Annotated in this window: 17 protein-coding genes; all 17 read left to right on the top strand. The window is 27.8% G+C overall.

Annotated features, from left to right (window positions below; genetic code table 11):
• Positions 1-94: 94 nt before the first annotated feature.
• Entirely contained in the window at positions 95-946 is an 852-nt protein-coding gene (gene cdaA, locus CM240_RS11900; RefSeq protein ID WP_044039344.1) for a diadenylate cyclase CdaA, read from the top strand.
• Positions 916-2,136 carry a CdaR family protein gene (locus tag CM240_RS11895; protein ID WP_044039343.1) on the top strand — a complete coding sequence of 407 codons (1,221 nt, stop codon included), beginning with the start codon at positions 916-918 and terminating at the stop codon, positions 2,134-2,136. The genes cdaA and CM240_RS11895 overlap by 31 nt, the downstream gene beginning before the upstream one ends.
• Complete coding sequence (locus CM240_RS11890; protein WP_044039342.1) at positions 2,136-3,731, top strand: NAD(P)/FAD-dependent oxidoreductase; 1,596 nt, start codon at positions 2,136-2,138, stop codon at positions 3,729-3,731. The genes CM240_RS11895 and CM240_RS11890 overlap by 1 nt, the downstream gene beginning before the upstream one ends.
• Before the next feature lie 288 nt (positions 3,732-4,019).
• Complete coding sequence (gene ptb, locus CM240_RS11885) at positions 4,020-4,934, top strand: phosphate butyryltransferase (protein ID WP_044039341.1); 915 nt, start codon at positions 4,020-4,022, stop codon at positions 4,932-4,934.
• 22 nt (positions 4,935-4,956) lie between these two features.
• The gene (gene buk, locus CM240_RS11880) at positions 4,957-6,024 is read left to right on the top strand and encodes a butyrate kinase (RefSeq protein ID WP_044039340.1); all 1,068 of its coding nucleotides are present in this window, start codon (positions 4,957-4,959) and stop codon (positions 6,022-6,024) included.
• A gap of 292 nt (positions 6,025-6,316) precedes the next feature.
• Positions 6,317-7,666 (top strand): phosphoglucosamine mutase, encoded by a 1,350-nt coding sequence (glmM, locus tag CM240_RS11875; protein WP_044039339.1) that lies wholly within the window; start codon positions 6,317-6,319, stop codon positions 7,664-7,666.
• 104 nt (positions 7,667-7,770) lie between these two features.
• On the top strand, positions 7,771-8,637 hold the full coding sequence (gene rfbA / locus CM240_RS11870) for a glucose-1-phosphate thymidylyltransferase RfbA (protein WP_044039338.1): 867 nt from the start codon (positions 7,771-7,773) through the stop codon (positions 8,635-8,637).
• A gap of 17 nt (positions 8,638-8,654) precedes the next feature.
• On the top strand, positions 8,655-9,710 hold the full coding sequence (rfbB, locus tag CM240_RS11865) for a dTDP-glucose 4,6-dehydratase (protein ID WP_044039337.1): 1,056 nt from the start codon (positions 8,655-8,657) through the stop codon (positions 9,708-9,710).
• An 18-nt stretch (positions 9,711-9,728) separates the two neighbouring features.
• Positions 9,729-10,286, top strand: a complete 558-nt coding sequence (gene rfbC / locus CM240_RS11860; protein ID WP_044039336.1) for a dTDP-4-dehydrorhamnose 3,5-epimerase — start codon at positions 9,729-9,731, stop codon at positions 10,284-10,286.
• A gap of 88 nt (positions 10,287-10,374) precedes the next feature.
• Entirely contained in the window at positions 10,375-11,160 is a 786-nt protein-coding gene (locus CM240_RS11855; protein WP_242838480.1) for an ABC transporter permease, read from the top strand.
• An 18-nt stretch (positions 11,161-11,178) separates the two neighbouring features.
• Positions 11,179-11,919, top strand: a complete 741-nt coding sequence (locus tag CM240_RS11850; protein ID WP_044039334.1) for an ABC transporter ATP-binding protein — start codon at positions 11,179-11,181, stop codon at positions 11,917-11,919.
• A gap of 15 nt (positions 11,920-11,934) precedes the next feature.
• Positions 11,935-14,256 carry a glycosyltransferase family 2 protein gene (locus CM240_RS11845; RefSeq protein WP_084485432.1) on the top strand — a complete coding sequence of 774 codons (2,322 nt, stop codon included), beginning with the start codon at positions 11,935-11,937 and terminating at the stop codon, positions 14,254-14,256.
• A 75-nt stretch (positions 14,257-14,331) separates the two neighbouring features.
• Entirely contained in the window at positions 14,332-16,476 is a 2,145-nt protein-coding gene (locus CM240_RS16940) for a glycosyltransferase family 2 protein (protein ID WP_051483825.1), read from the top strand.
• A gap of 225 nt (positions 16,477-16,701) precedes the next feature.
• Positions 16,702-18,738: a glycosyltransferase family 2 protein gene (locus CM240_RS11835; protein ID WP_044039333.1), complete on the top strand. Its 2,037-nt coding sequence runs from the start codon at positions 16,702-16,704 to the stop codon at positions 18,736-18,738.
• 150 nt (positions 18,739-18,888) lie between these two features.
• Complete coding sequence (locus CM240_RS11830) at positions 18,889-19,845, top strand: glycosyltransferase family 2 protein (RefSeq protein WP_044039332.1); 957 nt, start codon at positions 18,889-18,891, stop codon at positions 19,843-19,845.
• Between the two features lie 12 nt (positions 19,846-19,857).
• Complete coding sequence (locus tag CM240_RS11825) at positions 19,858-21,282, top strand: undecaprenyl-phosphate glucose phosphotransferase (protein WP_044039331.1); 1,425 nt, start codon at positions 19,858-19,860, stop codon at positions 21,280-21,282.
• 25 nt (positions 21,283-21,307) lie between these two features.
• Complete coding sequence (locus CM240_RS11820) at positions 21,308-22,171, top strand: glycosyltransferase family 2 protein (protein ID WP_044039330.1); 864 nt, start codon at positions 21,308-21,310, stop codon at positions 22,169-22,171.
• The last annotated feature ends 58 nt before the right edge of the window (positions 22,172-22,229 follow it).

Below are 22,229 nucleotides of genomic sequence, written 5' to 3'. Positions count from 1 at the left end.
TTCATTTATTTTTATAGGTAAAAATTTATGTTAGTATTAGTAATAAGATAGTAGTAAGTGTATAATTAAATATTATAAAAAAGAAGGTGATGAAGTGGATTTTTTAAAAATGGTTATAAGAATTATAACTGATATAAATTTAATAGATATAATAGATATATTAGTAGTTTCATATATATTCTATAAAATTTATACATTGATAAATCAAACTAGAGCAATACAGTTATTAAAAGGATTAGCGTTAGTATTTGTCTTAATACCTATTAGTAGCTTTCTAAATTTAACTTTGTTAAATTGGATATTAAACAAGACAATAACTATTGGTGTTTTGTCAATTGTTATAATTTTTCAACCTGAAATAAGAAGTGCTTTAGAACGTCTAGGAAGAGGAAAATTATTAGATAAAGGATTTTTTTACGATGATGGTGTAAATAAAGAAGTTATGTCAGAATTATTAAAAGCCGTTGAAAATATGTCTAATAGTAAAACAGGTGCGTTAATAGTTTTAGAAAGAAATACTGGATTAAAAGATATTACTGAAACTGGAGTTAAAATAAATGCCGATGTAAAGAGTGCTTTATTAGAAACTATATTTTTTGAAAATACTGCTCTTCATGATGGAGCAGTTATAATAAAAGAGAATAAAATAGATTCGGCAGGATGCTTTTTACCTTTAAGTAAAATAGATATTATAAGTAAATCCATTGGAACACGACATAGGGCAGCTATTGGTATTAGTGAAGTATCGGATGCTATTGCTATAGTAGTATCTGAGGAGACTGGAATAATATCATTAACTTTTAATGGAAAGTTAACTAGAGGTTATTCAATAGAATCTTTGGAAAAAAGTTTGATTAAATTTATGGATAAAAGTAAAAAGGTAAGAAAAGATGAAATCAGAAGGAAGGTGGGAAAATGGATAGGGATAAAAGAAAAGAAGGATTAATAAAGTTAGGATGTATATTAGTTTCATTTTTTTTATGGATAATGGTATCTAGTTCTAATGATCCTATAAAAACTACAGCAGTTAAAAATGTTAAAGTTAAAGTAGTAGAAGGAGATGCACTTAAGAATGCATCTTTAGTAATGTTATCAAATAATGAGTTTTATGTTGATGTAACAATAAGGGGAGCATCTACAGATGTATATTCTGTAAAAGCTAGTGATTTTAGTCTACAGGTAGATTTAAATAAAAATTCTTTAAAAGCGGGAAATAATAGATTACCTATAGAGATTAAAAAGAAACCGGAAAATGTAGCCATACAGAAACAAGATAATCTTTATATAGATTTAAATTTAGATTCTATAATTACGAAGAAATTCTCTGTAGTCTTAAATATTGAAGGGACGGGAAATAAAGAAGGTAAGATATTAAATGAACCATACTTTGATGTATCAGAAGTTACTGTTAAAGGGCCATCGACAATAGTAAATACTATTAATAAAGTAGAGGCAGTTGGTAAATATAAAGATATAACTGAAGGAGGTAAAAATACATTAAATATTATTGCTTTAGATAAGAATAATAATGAAGTTAAGGGTATAGATATGGATCCTAAACAAGGAAATGTGACATTAACTTATAGTAAGATAAAGAGCGTTCCTATTAAAATTAATACATTGAATAATCCACAGGATAATATTAGGATAGATAACATATCTACAAATGTAAATGAAGTGTCTATTTCTGGCGATGAGGATGTATTGAATTCTATATATAGTATAAATACGGAAAATATAGATTTATCCAATATAAAGAAAGATACTACAGTTCAAGCGAAGTTAAATATACCTAATGGTGTATTTTTAGTAAGTAACAATAATAAAATTTCAGTAGATGTAGATGTAACAGTAATGATAGAAAAAGAGGTAAAAGCTACGGTTACAGCTATAAATACTAGTGAAGAATTTGAATATCAATATGAGCCAAAGGAAGTTACTGTAAAACTTTATGGAGAAGAAAGTAAAATATCTTCTATAAATACATTGATAGCTAATGTTGATTTTCAAAATGCAAATGAAGATACAACAGAATTAGAGATGGTCATTGAACCAATTGACGGAGTAGAAATAACATATGTTGATACAAATAAGTGTAAAGTAACTATAAAGAAAAAGGAAAGTGGAGGACAATAATGTCAATCGTAGTAAATAATATAGTTTTAAATATTGAAGAATCCAAGGATATATTAAAGAGTAAAGTAGCAAAAAAGATAAGAGTGAAAGAAAAGGATATAAAGTCATTAAAAATTTTAAGAGAATCTTTAGATGCAAGAAAGAAATCCAGTCTTAAATTCATTTATGCTATAGAAGTTTATTGTGCAAATGAAGAAAAGATAGTAGCTAGAATAAAAAGTAACGATGTTAAGTTAATCAATGATAATAATAAAGAAGAATTTAAGTATGGTGATAAAATCTTAAATTCTAGACCTGTTGTTATTGGTATGGGGCCAGCAGGATTATTTGCAGCATTAACTTTAGCGAGTAATGGATATAATCCTATAGTGATAGAACGTGGAGAGGATGTAGACAGTAGAACGAAAGCTGTAAATAATTTTTGGATTAATAGAAAATTAGATACTAACTCTAATGTTCAATTCGGAGAGGGAGGAGCAGGAGCTTTTTCAGATGGAAAGCTTACTACGAGAATTAAGGATACAAGAATAGATTATATTTTGAATGAGTTTGTGAAATCTGGAGCTCCCAAAGAGATTTTATATTTGGCAAAGCCGCATATTGGAACAGATATATTAAAAGATGTAGTAAAAAATATTAGAAATAAGATAATAGAATTAGGTGGAGAAGTTAGATTTAATTCTAAGTTAGAAGATATAAGTATAGTGAATGGTAAAATAAAGTCTATTATAGTAAATGGTGACGAAATTAAATGTGATAATTTAATTCTTGCTATAGGGCATTCAGCAAGGGATACTTATGAAATGCTATTTAATAAAGGTGTACAAATGAATACGAAACCTTTTGCTATAGGGGTTAGAGTTGAGCATCCTCAATCAATGATAAATGAGAGTCAATATGGAGAAATCTATGCAAATCATCCAAGACTTAAAGCAGCAGAGTATAAGTTAACATATAAGACTAAAGATAATAGAGGTGTTTATTCATTTTGTATGTGTCCGGGAGGAGTAGTGGTGGCAGCTTCCTCTGAAGAAGAACGATTAGTTGTAAATGGAATGAGTTATCATGCTAGAGATAAGGAAAATGCGAATTCTGCTGTAGTAGTTACAGTTAGTGAAAAAGACTTTGGAAGTCACCCATTAGATGGAATGAAATTTCAAAGACATTATGAATCACTAGCATTCAAACTTGGAGGCGGTAATTATGATGCACCTATTCAAACTATAGGAGATTTTATTGATGATAGAGTTAGCGAAAAGTTAGGTGAAGTGCATCCATCTATAACAACTGGATTTAAGTTTAAACCATTAAAAGATGCATTGCCTAATTACGTTGTTGGATCTATTAAAGAGGCTATGACTGATTTTGATAAAAAAATAAGAGGATATGGAAGAAAAGATGCCATATTTACAGGAATAGAAACTAGAACATCTGCACCACTTAGAATAGAAAGAAATGAATTGTTGCAAAGTAAAAATGTACAAGGAATATATCCTTGTGGAGAAGGAGCTGGATATGCTGGAGGAATTATGTCTGCAGCGGTAGATGGAATAAAGTGTGCGGAATCTATTATGAAAGAATATAAGGCTAGATAGTGTACTGTTTTAGAGGAAATTTCTGTGGAGTTTCTTCGATAATTGTGCATTGTAAATTATATAAGTTAAGATTAAATATTTAAAGTAAGAGGATATTTCACAAAAGTTATCTAATTATTGTGGAATATCCTCTTTATTCTTTATCGAGTTCACACTTGTATCTTGAATTAATGAAAAATTTTTCAAGGAAATTTTCTGAAAATTCAAGTTCTTAATAATTATTTTGATACAATATATGTATAGTATGTTAAAAAAGTAACGAATAAATTTTAAAGGGGTTTGGATTGTATGATTAACAGTTTTGATGAAATAATTGCAAAGGTTAAGAGTAAAAGTTTAAGAAAGCTTTCTGTAGCAGTAGCACAAGATGAGCCAGTATTACAAGCTGTAAAAGAAGCAAAGGAAAATGGGATAGCTGATGCAATATTAGTAGGGGATAAAGATGAAATAGAAAAGGTAGCAAATACTATAAATATGGATTTAAGTGGATTTGAGGTTGTGGATATTAAAGATATTCATGAAGCTACATTAAAAGCTGTAGAAATAGTTTCATCAGGTAAAGCTGATATGCTTATGAAAGGATTAGTTGATACTAAAACATTCTTAAAGTGTGTGTTAAATAAAGAAGTTGGTCTTAGAACAGGAAATCTTATGTCACATGTAGCTATATTTGAAACAGAAAAATTTGATAGACTATTATTTTTAACAGATGTTGCATTTAATGTATTTCCTACATTAGAAGATAAAGTTAAGATAATAAATAATGCAGCTAAGGTTGCTCATGCTATTGGAATTGAGGAACCAAAGGTTGCAGCGGTGTGTGCTGTAGAGGTTGTAAATAAAAATATGCCTAATACAATAGAAGCTAATGCATTAGCTGAAATGTATAAAGAAGGAAAGTTTGAAGGATGTATAGTAGATGGACCATTTGCATTAGATAATGCTATATCCGAAGAAGCAGCACATCATAAAGGCGTAACAGGACCAGTAGCAGGAAAAGCAGATATATTACTTTTACCTAATATAGAAGCTGGTAATATAATGTATAAAACATTAACATATACTACAGACAGTAAAAATGGATGTATTTTAGTTGGAACATCTGCACCAGTAGTATTAACATCAAGAGCAGATAGTTCAGAAACAAAAATGTATTCTATTGCGTTAGCATCATTAGTATCAAGTCATGGGAAAGAAAATTAATATAAAATAGGGGGATTAGTAAATGAGAAAGTTATTAATAATAAATCCGGGATCAACTTCAACTAAAATAGGAGTTTTTGAAGATGAGAAAGAAATATTAGATGAAACATTAAGACATTCATCAGAAGAAATTGGTAAATATGCTACTGTTGTTGATCAAAAGGATTTTAGAAAAGAAGTTATTCTTGATGTTTTAAAAACAAAGGGTATAGATATAAAAGGTTTTGATGCTATCGTTGGTAGAGGAGGACTTTTAAAACCTATAGAAGGTGGAACTTACGCAGTAAACGAAGAAATGTTAAATGATATAAAGAAGGCTGAAAGAGGAGAACATGCATCGAATTTAGGTGCTATGATAGCTGATGAAATAGCAAAAGAAATTGGGGCTAAGTCATTTATAGTTGATCCAGTTGTTGTAGATGAATTAAGTGATGTTGCAAGAATTTCTGGTGTACCTGAATTACCAAGAACGTCAATATTCCATGCTTTAAATCAAAAAGCTGTTGGTAAAAGATATGCAAAGGAAAGAAATAAATCATATGAAGATTGCAACATAATAGTTGTTCATATGGGTGGAGGAGTTTCAGTAGGAGCACATACTGGCGGAAAAATAGTTGATGTAAATAATGCGTTAGATGGAGATGGAGCATTTTCGCCAGAAAGAAGTGGAGGAGTACCAGCAGGTGCTTTGATTAAGATGTGTTTTTCAGGAAAATATACAGAGGCAGAAGTAAAGAAGAAAATAACAGGTCAAGGTGGACTTGTAGCATATCTTGATACAAATGATATGAGAGATGTGTTGAAGGCCTCTGCTGAAGGTGATGAGAAATCAAAATTAATATATGACGCATTTATATATCAAGTATCTAAAGATATTGGAGCGATGGCTACAGTATTAAAAGGAAAGGTTGAAGCTATCGTTTTAACAGGTGGAATAGCATATTCAGATGTAGTTGTTAATTCAATTAAAGAAAGAGTGTCCTTTATTGCACCACTAGTAGTTTATGGTGGCGAAGATGAGATGTTAGCTTTAGCTCAAGGTGCACTTAGAGTGTTAAATGGTGAAGAGCAAGCAAAAGAGTATAAATAATAATATATGAAAAGTTATGGAGATGCAGAAAGAGATTATTTGCATCTCTTTTATATAATTAAAATTATTTAAAAAAATATAACTTTTAAAATAGTAGCATGAAGAAAAAATATATAATATATCGAAATATTTACAAAAGTATCACTTTTATGTATAATTACAGTGCACGGATATCCAAAATTGTAATAATTTTCATGTAGAGAAGATAACTTGTAAAGAACTATTTTCAAATATGAAACATAGTGATATACTAGAGAATGGCAAGTAATAAGATTTTAAAGGAGATAATAATATGAGTAGGATGTTTGGGACAGATGGAGTAAGGGGAGTAGCTAATACAGAACTTACACCAGAATTAGCTTTTAAGCTTGGAAGAGCCGGAGCATACGTTTTAACAGAAGGAACTCATAAACCCAAAATTCTAGTAGGGATGGATACAAGAATTTCAGGACAAATGTTAGAATGTGCATTAGTTTCTGGAATACTATCAGTTGGTGCAGAAGCTGTATGCGTAGGAGTTGTGCCAACACCAGCAATTGCGTATTTAACAAGAAAATACAATGCAGATGCCGGAGTAATGATTTCAGCATCACATAATCCTGTTGAGTATAATGGAATTAAGTTTTTTGATAGTAAAGGATACAAACTAAAAGATGAAATAGAAGATAGAATTCAATATGTTATTGAAAATAATTTAGAAGAAGTTCCGTCGCCTGTTTCAGGAGATGTTGGAAGAAAGATAGAAGATGAGACTGCTATAGAACAGTATGTAAAATATATAAAAAATACAGTTAATATTACATTAGATGGACTAAAGGTGGCTTTAGACTGTGCTAATGGAGCTGCGTATAAAGCTGCAGTTAAAGCTTTTAGAGAATTAAAGGCAGAAGTATATGTTATAAATGATAATCCTGATGGTGTTAATATAAACAAGAAATGTGGATCTACACATATGGAAGAATTGATGGATTATGTAGTGAAAAAAGGTTGTGATTTAGGGTTAGCTTTTGATGGTGATGCTGATAGATGTTTAGCTGTAGATAATGAAGGCAATTTAGTGGATGGAGACAAGATTATGGCTGTATTTGCTAAATATCTTAAATCAAAAGGAAAATTAGTTGAAAATACTTTAGTAACTACTGTAATGAGTAATATGGGACTTTTCTTAGGATTAGACAAAGAAGAGATTAAGACTGCGAAGACTAAAGTTGGAGATAGATATGTTCTTGAAGAAATGATAAAAAGAGGATATAATTTAGGCGGAGAGCAATCAGGACATATTATTTTCTTAGATTATAACACTACCGGTGACGGGTTATTAACAGCAGTTAAGTTATGTGAAATAATTAAGGAGAATAACAAGACATTAAAGGAACTATCAAATATAGTTACTTCATTACCACAAGTTCTTGAAAATGCTGTTATACCAAATGACAAAAAAAATATTTACTTAGTTGATGAAGAAATTGCATCAGAGATAAAGAGAATAGAAAAGATATTAGATGGAAAAGGTAGAGTACTTATAAGACCTTCTGGTACAGAACCATTAGTAAGAGTTATGCTTGAAGGTGAGGATCAAGATGAAATTAATAGTTTAGCTAAGTCTTTGGCGGAATTGATATATAAAAAGGCAAATGCTTAGAATATTAATATAATGACATCTTAATATAATAGTATTAAAATATATTTATGTGTAAAAGAAGAATATAATAAGAGTTATTAAGAGAATGCAGAAGGAGAGAAACTATGAAAGGTATTATATTAGCGGGGGGGTCAGGAACTAGATTATACCCTGTTACAAAAGCGATATCAAAACAATTAGTTCCTATTTATGATAAACCAATGATTTATTATCCAATGTCTGTACTTATGTTAGCAGGAATAAAGGATATATTAATCATATCTACTGAAAGAGATTTACCATTATTTAAGCAATTATTTGGAAATGGCAGTCAATATGGATTAAATATAGAATATGCTCTTCAAGAAAAACCAAACGGATTAGCAGAAGCATTTATAATAGGTGAAGAATTTATTGGTGATGATAATGTTGCTATGATTTTAGGGGATAATATCTTCTGGGGACAAAGTTTTTCTAAGCATTTACAAAAAGCTGCATCATTAGAGAAGGGTGCTGAGATATTTGGATATTATGTTCAAGATCCTAGGGCTTTTGGTGTTGTAGAGTTTGATGAAAATGATACTGTTATTTCTTTAGAAGAGAAACCAGAAAATCCGAAGTCACACTATGCTGTGCCAGGATTATATTTCTATGATAATTCTGTTGTTAAAAAAGCTAAATCACTAAAGCCATCACCAAGAGGTGAACTTGAGATTACTGATTTAAATAAAGTTTATATGGAAGAGAAGACTCTAAAAGTTAACTGTTTCGGTAGAGGAATGGCTTGGCTTGATACAGGTACTCATGAGTCAATGCTTAAGGCATCAAACTTTGTAGAAGCAGTTCAAAGTACTCAAGGAACATATATTGCTTCCCTTGAAGAAATTGCATATAGAAATGGATGGATAAGCAAAGAAGAATTATTAGTTCTTGCAGAGCCATTGATGAAAACTAATTATGGTAAGTATTTAAAAAGTATATCAGAAGAGTAATATTTAGGAGGAAAGATATGAAGACTTATTTAGTAACTGGAGGAGCTGGATTTATAGGCTCAAATTTTGTACTTTACATGTTAAAAAAATATGATGATGTTAGAATAGTAAACATTGATAAATTAACTTATGCAGGTAATTTAGAAAATTTAAAAGATGTTGAAAATAATCCAAATCACATATTCAGACAAGTGGATATCTGTGATGCAGAAGCTGTAGAAGCTTTATTTGAAGAATTTACAATTGATTATGTTGTAAACTTTGCAGCAGAATCACATGTTGATAGAAGTATAAAGGAACCAGAAATTTTCGCTAAGACAAATGTACTTGGAACTGTTACTTTATTAAATGCAGCTAAGAAAGCTTGGGAAACAGAAAATGGATGGAAAGAAGGAGTTAAATACCTTCAAGTATCAACTGATGAAGTTTATGGTTCATTAGGAGAAACAGGATACTTTATGGAAACTACTCCACTTGATCCAAACTCACCATATTCATCATCAAAAGCTGGTGGAGATTTAATGGTTAAGGCATATGGAGAAACTTATAAGATGCCAATAAACATTACAAGATGTTCAAATAACTATGGACCATATCAATTTCCAGAAAAGCTTATACCATTAGTTATCAATAACTGTTTAAATAAGAAGCCGCTTCCTATATATGGAGATGGATTAAACGTAAGAGACTGGTTATATGTTGAAGATCACTGTAAAGCTATCGATATGGTTATAAGAAACGGTAGATTAGGAGAAGTTTACAATGTTGGTGGACACAATGAAAGAACAAACATTCATATAGTTAAGACTATAATTGAATATGTTCATGATAATGTAGATGAATCAGTAAATGAAACTTTAATGACTTTTGTAGAAGATAGAAAAGGTCACGATAGAAGATATGGTATAGATCCAACTAAAATAAAAGATGAATTAGGATGGTATCCAGAAACTCCATATGAAGAAGGAATAAAGCTTACAATTAAGTGGTATTTAGATAATATGGATTGGATGAAAAATGTTACTTCAGGAGAATATCAAAACTATTACAATAAGATGTATAGTAATAAATAAAAGTTAGGGTGAATTTTAATGGGAAAATTTAATTTTATAGAAACTGAAATTAAAGATGTTTATATAATCGAGCCTACAGTATTCGGTGATAACAGAGGATACTTTATGGAAACTTATAATTATGAAGAGTTTGCAGCGGCAGGTCTTGATATGAAGTTTGTTCAAGACAATCAATCAAAGTCTAAAAAGGGTGTTTTAAGAGGATTACATCTTCAAACTGAACATACTCAAGGTAAACTTGTAAGAGTTATTAAAGGTGAAGTTTACGATGTAGCAGTAGACTTAAGAAAAGATTCTCCAACATACGGTAAATATGTAGGGGTTGTATTAAGCGAAGAAAATAAAAAGCAATTCTATATTCCAGAAGGATTTGCTCATGGGTTTGTAGTATTGTCTGAAGAAGCAGAATTTACTTATAAATGTACAGATTTCTATCATCCAGAATTCGAAATGGGTATAATTTGGAATGATCCAGATGTAGCAGTAGAATGGCCATTAGAAGGAATTGATGAAGTATTATTATCAGAAAAAGATAAAAAGTGGCCTTTGTTTAAAGATAGTAAAATAGAGTTTTAAATAAGATTTAAAAGACTAACAAAATCTATTTGTTAGTCTTTTGAGTATATTGTGTATAATCTATTGAAAATATATTTGTATAGAAAGGGTGAAAATTTTGGTTGAAAGAATAAAGGAAATAATGCAGTCAAAAGAGTTGTTAAAGAATTTAACTTCAAAAGAATTAAAATTGAAATATAAAAATTCTGCAATAGGATTTGTATGGTCTTTTTTTAATCCATTAATTATGATGATGGTTTATACATTTGCATTTAAAGTTATATTTAGGAATCCAGATCCAAACTATCCTATTTTCATATTATCAGGGTTGTTACCTTGGACAACATTTCAGACTGCTATAATGGGTGGAACACAATCTATAGTAAATAATGCTCATTTAATAAAAAAGGTATACTTTCCTAGAGAAATAATTCCACTATCAATAGTTTTATCTAGTTTTGTAAATTATCTAATAACATTAATTATACTTTTTGCAGGAATATTTATTGCAAAGATACCAATAGGTATACCAATAATTGCATTTCCTATAGTTTTATTTTTATTTTTGATTTTTACTATAGGACTAACATTAATATTAAGTAGTTTAAATGTTATATATAGAGATGTATCTCATTTTGTTGAAGTTGCATTTATGGCATGGATGTATTTAACTCCAGTTATTTATCAAATGGAGCTTATACCAGAAAAAATAAGACCTTTAATGTATTTAAATCCTATGACATTAGTACTTAATTCTATAAGGGCATGTCTTTATGAAAATAGATTTCCAAGTGCAAAAGTTGTTTTAGCTTTAGCAATAATTGCAATGGTATTTTTATGGATTGGATTTAAAGTATTTAATAAGATTCAAAAAAGATTTGCAGAGGAAATATAGTAAAGAAGGTGAAATCTTATGTCAGTAATTGAATTCAAAAACGTAAGTAAAGCGTTCAATATATATCAAAATAAAAGCTATTCTATAAAAGAAAAATTTATAAATTTCGTTTTAAGAAGAAATAAGTTAGAAATACAAAAATATCAAGTTCTTAAAGATGCTTCTTTTAACGTAAATAAGGGAGAAACAGTAGGTATAATAGGTCAAAATGGAACAGGAAAAAGTACAACTTTAAAATTGGTAACAAAGATATTGTATCCAGATAGTGGAGAGATTATAATTAATGGAAAAGTATCATCTTTATTAGAAGTTGGAGCTGGGTTTCAACCAGATTTGACAGGTAGAGAAAATGTTTATTTATATGGATCAATTTTAGGACTTAGTAAAGAAGAAGTAAGTAAAAAATACGATTCAATAGTGGAATTTTCTGAGGTTGGTCAATTTATGGATACTGCTGTAAAGAATTATTCATCAGGTATGTATATGAGATTAGCCTTTTCTGTGGCAATTCATGTAGATCCTGAAATACTTGTTATAGACGAGGTATTAGCAGTTGGAGATGAAGCATTTCAAAAGAAATGTATTAATAAGATTCTTGAATTTAAAAAAGATAAAAAAACTATATTATTTGTATCACACGATATGAATTCAATAAAAATGATATGTGATAGAGTATTATTTATTAAAAAGGGCGGAGAGATGATAGAAGGTCCTGTTGATGAAATGATACAATTATATCATGAAATAGGAAATATTTAAGAAAGGAATATTCTAATGAGGAACAAAAACGAGGTAATTTTAGGAACGATTCCAAATAAGAAGATAGAAATATCAAAAGAATCACCATATAAATTTAAATATGTAAGTAGCGTTTATAATATTAAGTCTATATATTTATACATAGGTGATGAAGATATAAAATCTAAAATATCTATAAATATATATAAGGATAATGAAAAAAATTTAGTTAGTATAGGTAAGTCTGAAGATATAAATAATAAATGGATAGAAGTTAGATTTCCTATTGTACTAGGAATTTATAATGAAGATTTAATTTTCGAAATATCTTATGATGATGGAAAATGTAATATATATTCTGATAAAAACGATAATATTTGCATGAAAATTGAATATGAAGATATGGATAAAGTTGCTGCTAAGGAACTTGATAAGCATGTTAAAGAATTAAGAACAATATATAATTCTTCAGGATGGAGATTTTTGGTTAGGTTATATAATGTAAGAGATAAGATACTAAATTTCTTTAGAGGTATAAAGAAATTTATTAAATTAATTTATGTTATAATAAAAAATATAAATATTGCCAATATCAGAAGGGCGAAAGAGTTTATAAAAGATGAGGGATTTAAAGCTTTTCTAAGAAAAGCATATGGAAAACTTAGAGGAGAAAGATTAGATTATACTTATTGGTTAAGCAATCATCTTCCAACTAACTCAGAATTAGAATATCAAAGATCATATAAATTTCAGTATGAACCTAAAATTAGTATATTAATTCCTACTTATAAAACACCTAAACATTTGTTAATAGAAACACTAGATTCAGTTATTAATCAAACTTATTCTAACTGGGAATTGTGTATAGTTGATGGTAACTCAGAAACACCACATGTTAATGAGATATTAGACGAGTATTCATCAAAATATGAAAAAATAAAAGTTAAGTATCTTGATGAAAATAAGGGTATTGATGGTAATACACAAGAAGCATATTATATAGCTACTGGTGATTATATAGGTTTATTCGATCATGATGATTTATTAGAGCCAAATGCATTATATGAAGTTGTAAAAGCAATAAATGAGGATAATACTATAGATTTTATATATACTGATGAAGACAAGATAAATGAGAAAAGTGACTATAGATTTGATCCTCACTTTAAGCAAGATTTTGCGCCAGATACATTTAGAAGCTATAATTATATTTGTCATTTTTCTGTATTTAGAAAAGATTTGATGGATAAAATTGGTGGGTTTAGATATGGTTTTAATGGAAGTCAAGATTACGATATAATTTTAAGAGCAACAGAAAATGCTCAGAATATACATCATATTCCTAAAATTTTATATTCATGGAGGGTACATTCAGGATCAACAGCTGGTAATCCTAAAAATAAAATGTATTGTTATGATTCTGCTAAAAAGGCTATCGATGAACAATTAAAGAGAATGGGTATAAAAGGAAAAACTGTTGATGGAAAATATATAGGAACTTATGAAGTAGAATATGAGATAATTGGAAATCCTAAAGTTTCTATTTTAATTCCTACAAAAGATCATGTTGAAGATTTAAATAGAACTATAACGTCTATTTTTAATAAAACTAGTTATAAGAATTATGAAATAATAGTAATAGAAAATAATTCTGAATTAGAAGAAACATTTGAATATTATAAAGAAATAGAAGAAAAATACTCAAATATAAAAGTGGTAACATGGGAAAAAGGATTTAATTATTCTGCTATTAATAATTTTGGAGCAAAATTTGCTTCTGGAGAACATATTTTACTTTTAAATAATGATGTTGAAGTTATTAATGAAGAATGGTTAACTAAGATGGTATCATTATCACAAAGAGAAGATGTTGGGTGTGTAGGAGCTAAGCTTTATTATCCAGATGACACTATTCAACATGGTGGTGTAATAGTAGGACTTGGAGGTGCCGCAGCACATGCACATAGAGGATTTGATAAAAATGATTATGGATTCTTTTTAAGATTAGGAATAACACAAAACTTAAGTGCTGTTACAGGTGCATGTTTATTAATTAAGAAAAGTGTTTTTGATGAAGTAAATGGATTAGATGAAACTTTTGAGGTAGCGTATAATGATGTTGATTTTTGCTTAAGAGTATTAATGACAGGTAGAGTTAATGTATGGACTCCATATGCTGAGTTATATCATTATGAATCAAAAAGTAGAGGATTAGAAGATACTGAAGAAAAACAAAAGCGTTTTATGGGAGAATTTAATAGATTTAGAGAAAGATATGCCGACTTTTTAGAGAAAGGTGATCCATATTATAGTTGTAATTTAACACTTGCAAAGGAAGATTTTTCATATAGATTTTAATAGTGATAGGGTAACATAATTATGAAGTTATGTTACTCTATTACTATACTTATGTAAATGTTAAAGGAGGAATAAATGAAAGAAGATAATATTATATATTTAGCACCAGAAGAAAAATTAGATTTGTCACTAAACTTAAATTCAGAAAAAATTAAGTCTTTGAAATTAATGTTAAGAAAAACAAAAGAGTTCACTAGAGGAAATTTAATTACTAAAATAATAGATGTAGAGAATAATAAAGAATTATACAAAAAACGAATCTCACTATATAGGATAGAAAATAATAAAGAAATTAATATAGATGTAAAAGATGTATCAATTTTAGGATGTAATAAGAAAATTAATATAGAGTTATTTGTAGACAATGTAGATGGGGTATATGTGATTAAAGACAATGAGAATCTATTTATAAAAATAGAACGAGAGTCTTTAAATCATGAAATACTAGAAAAAATTGAAGAATATAAATTGAAAATAGATGAAATAAAAAAATCTAGGGGATGGAGAGTTATTAATTTAATTAATAATATATTCTCTGGTAAAAATAAAGAAATCGATTTACCAATTCAAAGAGAAAAAAGTGAATATGAAAAATGGCTTATTAATAAGCATGATGATATGGAGTGCATAGAAAATACTACATTTAAATGTACATTAATAACATTAGTTGATAATAGAAATAAAAAAGAATTTTGTGCTTTTCTAGATTCTATAAAATTACAAAGATGTTTTCATAAAAGATTAGTTATAATAACAACTTCAAAGCTGAAATCTTATGTAGATAGTATCATTAATTTATATAAGAAATATTTATATATTGAAGTAAAGGTAAAAAGTGAAATATGCAACTTACATAATATTATAGATAAAATTAATGATGAATATGTTGGATTTATAGATAGTAAAGGTATTTTAGATAAAAATGCATTTATGGAAATAAGTAAAGAAGTTACTAATAATGTTGAATGTGTATATTTTGATGAAGATATTTATGATGTTGAAAGTGGAGAACTTAAAGAACCAAAATTTAAGCCTAATTTTTCTATAGATATGTTAAGAAGTATAAATTACATAGGTAAATTCTTTATTATAAGAAGTGATATATTAAAGAAAATAAATAAATCATTTCCTAAGTACTTTGTTTATGATAATTATGATTTATATTTTAAATTATATGAAAATGGTTATAAGTTTACTCATGTATCAAAAGTTTTATATCATATATGTAAAGATAATATATCAAATATTAAAGATGGAAAAATAATATTAGAGGAGCATCTATCTAGAATAAATTTGGATGCTAAGGTTAGTATATGTAAGGATGAATTTTTTAGAATATTATATAGTATTAATTCAAAAAAAGTTTCAATTATCATTCCTAATAAAGACAATTTAGAAGTATTGCGAACATGTATTAATAGTATACTAAAGAAAACAACATATACTAATTATGAAATAATTGTAGTAGAAAATAATTCTATTGAGAAAGAAACATTTGAATACTATGATACTATAAAAGAGATAGATAAAATTAGGGTTATTGAATTTGATGGAGAATTTAACTATTCAGCTATAAATAATTTTGCAGTGGAACAATCGCAAGGAGAATATATTGTACTTTTAAATAACGATATAGAAATTATCACTCCTGATTGGATAGAAAATATGATTCAGTATGCGCAACGTAAAGATGTGGGAATAGTAGGAGCAAAATTATATTATTTAGACGATACAATACAACATGCTGGAGTAATTATTGGTATGAGAGGGTTAGCTGCACATAGATATTGTGGATCATATAAAAATGAAATTGGCAATATGGGTATGCTACAGTATGTTCAAAATTTAAGTGCTGTCACTGCAGCTGTTATGATGATAAAAAGAGATGTTTACACTGAAATTAATGGATTAGATGAAAAGTTTAAGGTAGCGTTTAATGATATAGATTTTTGTATGTCAGTAATGAAAAAAGGATATTTAATAGTATGGAATCCTTTTGTTGAGATGTATCATTATGAATCAATTTCAAGGGGATCAGAGGATACCGAAGAAAAAGTAAAAAGATTTGAATTTGAAATCGAAAGGTTTTATTCAAAGTGGAAGAAATACTTGATAGAAGGGGATTATTATTTTAATGTAAATCTTTCTCTTGAAGACATTGACTATTCTATTGCAACAAAAGAGGAAGATAGGGATGTTTTAATAAAAAAATATTTATAGTAATAATGATTTATACAAGTAATTTATATAAATATGAAAAATACAGGATGCAATTTTAGATTGCATTCTGCATTTTTTTTATTACAATTATGAAAAAATATAAAAAAATCAGGAAAAAGTGCAATATTTATTTTTATTTTAGGGAAAATGGTATAAAATGTTGATTAACGATACAATTGAAGTATAATTATATATAGGTAGGAAATTAAAATAAGGAGATAAACTATGCATGGATATAATAAGCTTTTTAAAGAAAATTATATAAATGAGTTAGCAGATAATAGATATATTATAGATAGATTAAATGCCATTGAAATTCCTTTTGTACTTAAAGAAACATTATTGTCTGGATTCGAAATAGTGTTAGAAATAGGAAGCATTAATTCTGATAATAATCTTATAGTAGAGTTGATAGATATTGATGATCGTACAATAGTTATATCTACAGAGATACCTATATATAAGATTAGAAATGGAGAATGGAATAATATATCCTTTGATCCTATAGAAAATAAGGGCGAAAGAAGATATGTTATTAGGTTATTTGTAGATGGTTTAGATGTAGTATATGCTTATGGAGATCGTAATAATGTATGTGTGAAGCTTATATCTTTGACATTAAAAGAATCTAAAGAATCGGAAAAGATTAAAAAAAAGACTCAAACTAATAAATCTATAAATTTAAGTGGTATTGGTGAGAAAATAGCAAATGTATCTAAAGGGTTTGTGGACAAGGTTAAGGAAACTCAAGGTAAATTTACAATAAAGAGAAATGCCAAAACAGAAGAAAAAGAAGAGATAACCAGAGAAGAAGTTGAAAAAAATATTTCTAAATTTAGAATTGTTCCTAAAATTACGTTAATAACTACAACATTTAATACTAATAAAGCATACTTAAGGCAATTGTTAGATTCTGTTGTTAACCAGAGTTATACAAATTGGTCATTAATAGTTGTGGATGGGGGCAGTGAAAAATCATATGTAAAAAAGATACTTAAAGATTATGAAGAGAAGAATGAAAATATACAAGCCATATATCTTGAAATGCATATGGGAATATCAGAAAACATTAATACTGCTATAAGAGTAGCAGATGGAGATTATGTTGCATTTTTATATCAAGATGATTTTTTAAGTGAGCATGCTTTATACGAAATTGTAGATATGATAAATAGAGATGGTGCGCCAGATTTATTATATTGTGATGATGATATGTATGACGATAAAACAAAACTATATCAACAACCTAATTATAAGGCTAGATTTTCTATTGATAAGTTAAGAAGTATAAATTATATAGGTATATTTAGTATAATAAAGAGAAATGTGCTAAACGATATGGGTGGTTTAGATTCTAGATATGATGGTTGTGATAATTATGATTTATATCTAAAAATGGCTGAAAAAGGTTATAGATTTTCACATGTGCCAAAGGTTATATATCATAAAAGAATGGGAGAAAGTTCAAGTTTTTACTCATTAGAAGGTGGATTAAGGGCGTTAAGAGAGCATCTTAGAAGAATGAGACTTGTAGGTGAAGCTTTTACTGGAGAAATAAATAATTCATTTAGGATTAAATATGAATTGGAAGGTGAACCGTTAGTATCTATAGTTATCTCAAGTGGAGATAATATAGAAGATTTAAAAAGTTGTATTAGCATAATTAATAAAAAAACTACTTATAGAAATTATGAAATTTTAGTAATAGAGAATAACTTTTTAGATGAAAGATTATTAGAGTATTATAGGATACTTCAAGAGCATGGTATAAAAGTTTTGGAATATAATGAAAATTTTAATCATAGAAGCAGAAGAATAGTTAAAGAAGCAGAAGGTGACTATATAATATTAATAGATGATAATATCGAGGTTATGACAGATAACTGGATAGAAGAGATGCTTCAATACGCGCAAAGAGATGATGTAGGAGTTGTTGGAGCAAAAATTTTAAATATAGATAACAAAGTTCAAAGTGCTGGTATAGAGGAAATATATAATATCAGTGATGATGTTATAGATATGCATAAAGAACAGTGTAGTACAAGAATAAACTGTGTTCAAAATTTATCAGTAGTGTACTTAGCATGTGCTATGATAAAAAGAAATGTATTAGATGATGTTACAATAAGAGCTTATGATGATGTTCCGATAGTTGTAAGTGCGGATTTCTGTTTGAATGTAGAAAGACGTGGATACTTAATAGTATGGAATTCTTTTGTTGAAGTATATTCCTTAGATGATAGAACATTACTAAAAAAATAAATAAATTTCTTAGTTTATTATTTACATAACAAGTAAAGGGCTGAATCACAATAACTTGTGGAACAGCCCCTTTGTAATTATATAGCAATTTCTTGTATAATATTTAGGATAACGATATAATATATAAGAAATAAAAAGATGGAGATATATATGAAAATATCAGTAATAATACCTAATTATAATGGAGAAAAAATTATAGATGGATGTATTCAATCTTTATTGAAACAAGATTATAAGGATTTTAATATAATTGTAGTAGATAACAATTCTACTGATGAAAGTGTAAAGATTATAGAAGAAAGATATCCATCAATAACTTTAATTAAAAATAATAAAAATTTAGGATTCGCAGCTGCAGTAAATATAGGGATAAAAGCTTCTAAAAGTGATTTTGTAGCATTATTAAATAATGATACAGAAGTCGATAAGAAGTGGCTTGGAAATCTTTATTCAGTTGTAAGTAAAGATAATAAAATTTTTTCTGCATCGTCAAAGATGGTAAGGTTTTATGAAAGAGATATAATTGATGATGCAGGAGATCAGTATAATTTATTAGGATGGGCCTATAAAAGAGGAGATGGGTCAAAAATAGATAAATTTAATAAAAATAAAGTGGTGTTTTCTACATGCGCTGGTGCTGGACTGTATAGAAAAAATATTTTCGAAGAGATAGGATATTTTGATGAGAATTTTTTTGCATATTTAGAAGATATAGATGTATCATTTAGAGGTAATATACATGGGTATAAAAATGTATATGTAAATGATGCAATTGTTTATCATATGGTATCGGCTACTAGTGGTAGTAAACATAACAAATTTAAAGTTAAGTTAGCAAGTAGAAATAATATATACCTAATAAGAAAAAACATGCCTTTAATTTTTACAATAATTAATTTACCTTTTCTTATATTGGGGATTATAGTAAAATATATATTCTTTCTTAGAAAATCATTAGGAAAAGAATATATAGAGGGTATTATGGAGGGAGTATTTACAAAAAATAAAGTGGAAAAAACTAAATTTAAGTTTAAAAATTTAATTTACTACTTTATTATAGAAGCAAGACTTATAGCAAATACATTTAAAATGTTTTTTAAAGTGTAAGGTGGTGTTTTTTTGATTAGAGAGAATCAAAAATATTTTAATAGACTATTAATAGTTCTTGATATAGTTATGATAGTATTGTCATTTATAATGACATGGTGTTTAAAATTTAAAAATCCTATATTTATTGTAGAGGGTGGAATTTTAACTTTTAAAGAGTATTTAATGCCAGCAATGTTAATTTTACCTATAATATTGATTGCTTTTTCTGCTTTTAAACTCTATTCGCCTTTTAGACATAAGAGTTTTTTAGAGGAAGCTTGGAATATTATAACAGGATGTTTTATGTCAATGTTTATATTCTTTGGATGTATATACATATTAAAGATACAAGATTACTCAAGAACATTCTCAATAGTATTTATAGTAATCTCTGCAATTATGGTAATTATAGAGAGGGGTGTAGTAAGAAAATCTCTACATTCCATGAGAGTAAAAGGATATAATCAAAAACATATTTTAATTGTAGGTTGTAGTGAGTTAACGATAAGGTTCTTAGAAAAAATAAATAGAAACAAGCAATGGGGCTATAATGTTGTAGGTTTAGTTGATGATGGCGTATATATGCCTAAGATGGATGAAAGAGAGAAAGAGATATTTTCTAAAATAGAAAGAATAGGTTCTATTGATGATTTAGAAGAGATATTTTCTAAAGAAGATATTGACGAAGTATTTATAACATTAAATATAAAAGAGTATGAGAAGTTAGGAAAGATAATAAATAAATCAGAGAAGTATGGTGTTAGGACAGAGATTATTCCTGATTATTCAAAATATATACCAGCGAAACCTTATGTAGAAGAGCTAGATGGATTACCTGTAATAAATATAAGGTATATACCTCTTGATAATTTAGTAAATAAATTTGTCAAAAGAACAATTGATATAATAGGATCATTGACCCTTATAATTTTATTTAGTCCAATTATGATAGGGGTAGCTATATTTACTAAAATAACATCGCCAGGTCCTATAATATTTAAACAAGAAAGAGTCGGATTAAATAACAAAATTTTTACTATGTTTAAATTTAGATCTATGAAGGTGCAAAGTAAAGAAGAAGAAAAATCTGAATGGACTACAGAAAATGATCCTAGAAAAACTAAGTTTGGTTCATTTATAAGAAAAACAAGTTTAGATGAGTTGCCACAGTTTTTTAATGTTTTAGTAGGAGATATGAGTTTAGTAGGGCCAAGACCAGAGAGACCATATTTTGTTGATCAGTTTAAAGATGAAATACCTAAATATATGGTTAAACATCAAATTAGACCAGGTATTACAGGATGGGCTCAAGTAAATGGTCTAAGAGGAGATACATCAATTGAAAAAAGAGTAGAATATGATATTTATTATCTTGAAAATTGGACATTTTGGTTTGATATAAAGATTTTATTTTTAACTGTATTTAAAGGTTTTGTTAATAAAAATGCATATTAGATTTAGTTAAGATTGGAGAAAATTTATGGATTTATCAATAGTAATAGTTAATTACAATACTAAAGATTTACTTAAGCAAACAATAGAATCAGTAATTAACAATACTAAGGGAATAGAATATGAAATTTGGGTAGTAGATAATTCTTCTAAAGATGGGTCGGTAGAAATGGTACAAGAAGAATTTAAAAGCGTAAAACTTATTGCATCTAAAGAGAATCTAGGATTTCCGAAAGGAAATAATGTCGCTATTAAAAAAGCTGCTGGTAGATATATACTTTTATTAAATTCAGATACTAAAGTTATAGGTGATAATTTACAAAATTGTGTTAATTATATGGATCAACATAAAGAGATAGGAGCACTAGGATGTAAAGTAGAGTTACCAGATGGTACATTGGATCATGCATGTAAGAGAGGATTTCCTACTCCAGAAGCATCATTATATTATTTTTTAAAACTTAATAAAATTATGAAGAATAAAAAGAAATATGGTGCATATACAGCGGAATATCTTGGAGAAGATGAAGTAGGAGAAGTAGATGCTTTAATGGGGGCATTTATGATGATACCTAGAACAGTTATAGATAAAATTGGAATGCTAGATGAAGAGTTCTTCATGTATGGAGAAGATATAGATTGGTGTTATAGAATAAAAGAAGCTGGATACAAGATAATGTATTATCCAAAGGAAAAGATTATACACTATAAAGGTAGCTCATCAAAAAAGAAGAAAGCTAAAACTACTTATGAGTTTCATAGGGCGATGATTCTGTTTTATAGAAAGCATTACAATGATAAGTATAATATATTTATTAAAATATTAGTTTATATAGGTATTGCTTTAAGAATGATTTTATCTATGATAAAGAATCTTTTTAAAAAATCATAGTATAAAAAAGATTCCTCCTAAATAGTAATATATAGAAGCTATTATATTTAGGAGGAGA

Source organism: Clostridium bornimense (assembly GCF_000577895.1).
GTDB classification, from domain to species: Bacteria; Bacillota; Clostridia; order Clostridiales; family Clostridiaceae; genus Clostridium_AN; species Clostridium_AN bornimense.
This window is presented reverse-complemented; position numbering and strand designations above follow the sequence as displayed.

What these genes read in the sequence shown, in the direction of transcription:
- CM240_RS11895 (WP_044039343.1), top strand. Translation starts at nt 916, where the DNA reads ATGGATAGGGATAAAAGAAAAGAAGGATTAATAAAGTTAGGATGTATA.
- CM240_RS11890 (WP_044039342.1), top strand. Translation starts at nt 2,136, where the DNA reads ATGTCAATCGTAGTAAATAATATAGTTTTAAATATTGAAGAATCCAAG.
- ptb (WP_044039341.1), top strand. Translation starts at nt 4,020, where the DNA reads ATGATTAACAGTTTTGATGAAATAATTGCAAAGGTTAAGAGTAAAAGT.
- buk (WP_044039340.1), top strand. Translation starts at nt 4,957, where the DNA reads ATGAGAAAGTTATTAATAATAAATCCGGGATCAACTTCAACTAAAATA.
- glmM (WP_044039339.1), top strand. Translation starts at nt 6,317, where the DNA reads ATGAGTAGGATGTTTGGGACAGATGGAGTAAGGGGAGTAGCTAATACA.
- rfbA (WP_044039338.1), top strand. Translation starts at nt 7,771, where the DNA reads ATGAAAGGTATTATATTAGCGGGGGGGTCAGGAACTAGATTATACCCT.
- rfbB (WP_044039337.1), top strand. Translation starts at nt 8,655, where the DNA reads ATGAAGACTTATTTAGTAACTGGAGGAGCTGGATTTATAGGCTCAAAT.
- rfbC (WP_044039336.1), top strand. Translation starts at nt 9,729, where the DNA reads ATGGGAAAATTTAATTTTATAGAAACTGAAATTAAAGATGTTTATATA.
- CM240_RS11850 (WP_044039334.1), top strand. Translation starts at nt 11,179, where the DNA reads ATGTCAGTAATTGAATTCAAAAACGTAAGTAAAGCGTTCAATATATAT.
- CM240_RS11845 (WP_084485432.1), top strand. Translation starts at nt 11,935, where the DNA reads ATGAGGAACAAAAACGAGGTAATTTTAGGAACGATTCCAAATAAGAAG.
- CM240_RS16940 (WP_051483825.1), top strand. Translation starts at nt 14,332, where the DNA reads ATGAAAGAAGATAATATTATATATTTAGCACCAGAAGAAAAATTAGAT.
- CM240_RS11835 (WP_044039333.1), top strand. Translation starts at nt 16,702, where the DNA reads ATGCATGGATATAATAAGCTTTTTAAAGAAAATTATATAAATGAGTTA.
- CM240_RS11830 (WP_044039332.1), top strand. Translation starts at nt 18,889, where the DNA reads ATGAAAATATCAGTAATAATACCTAATTATAATGGAGAAAAAATTATA.
- CM240_RS11820 (WP_044039330.1), top strand. Translation starts at nt 21,308, where the DNA reads ATGGATTTATCAATAGTAATAGTTAATTACAATACTAAAGATTTACTT.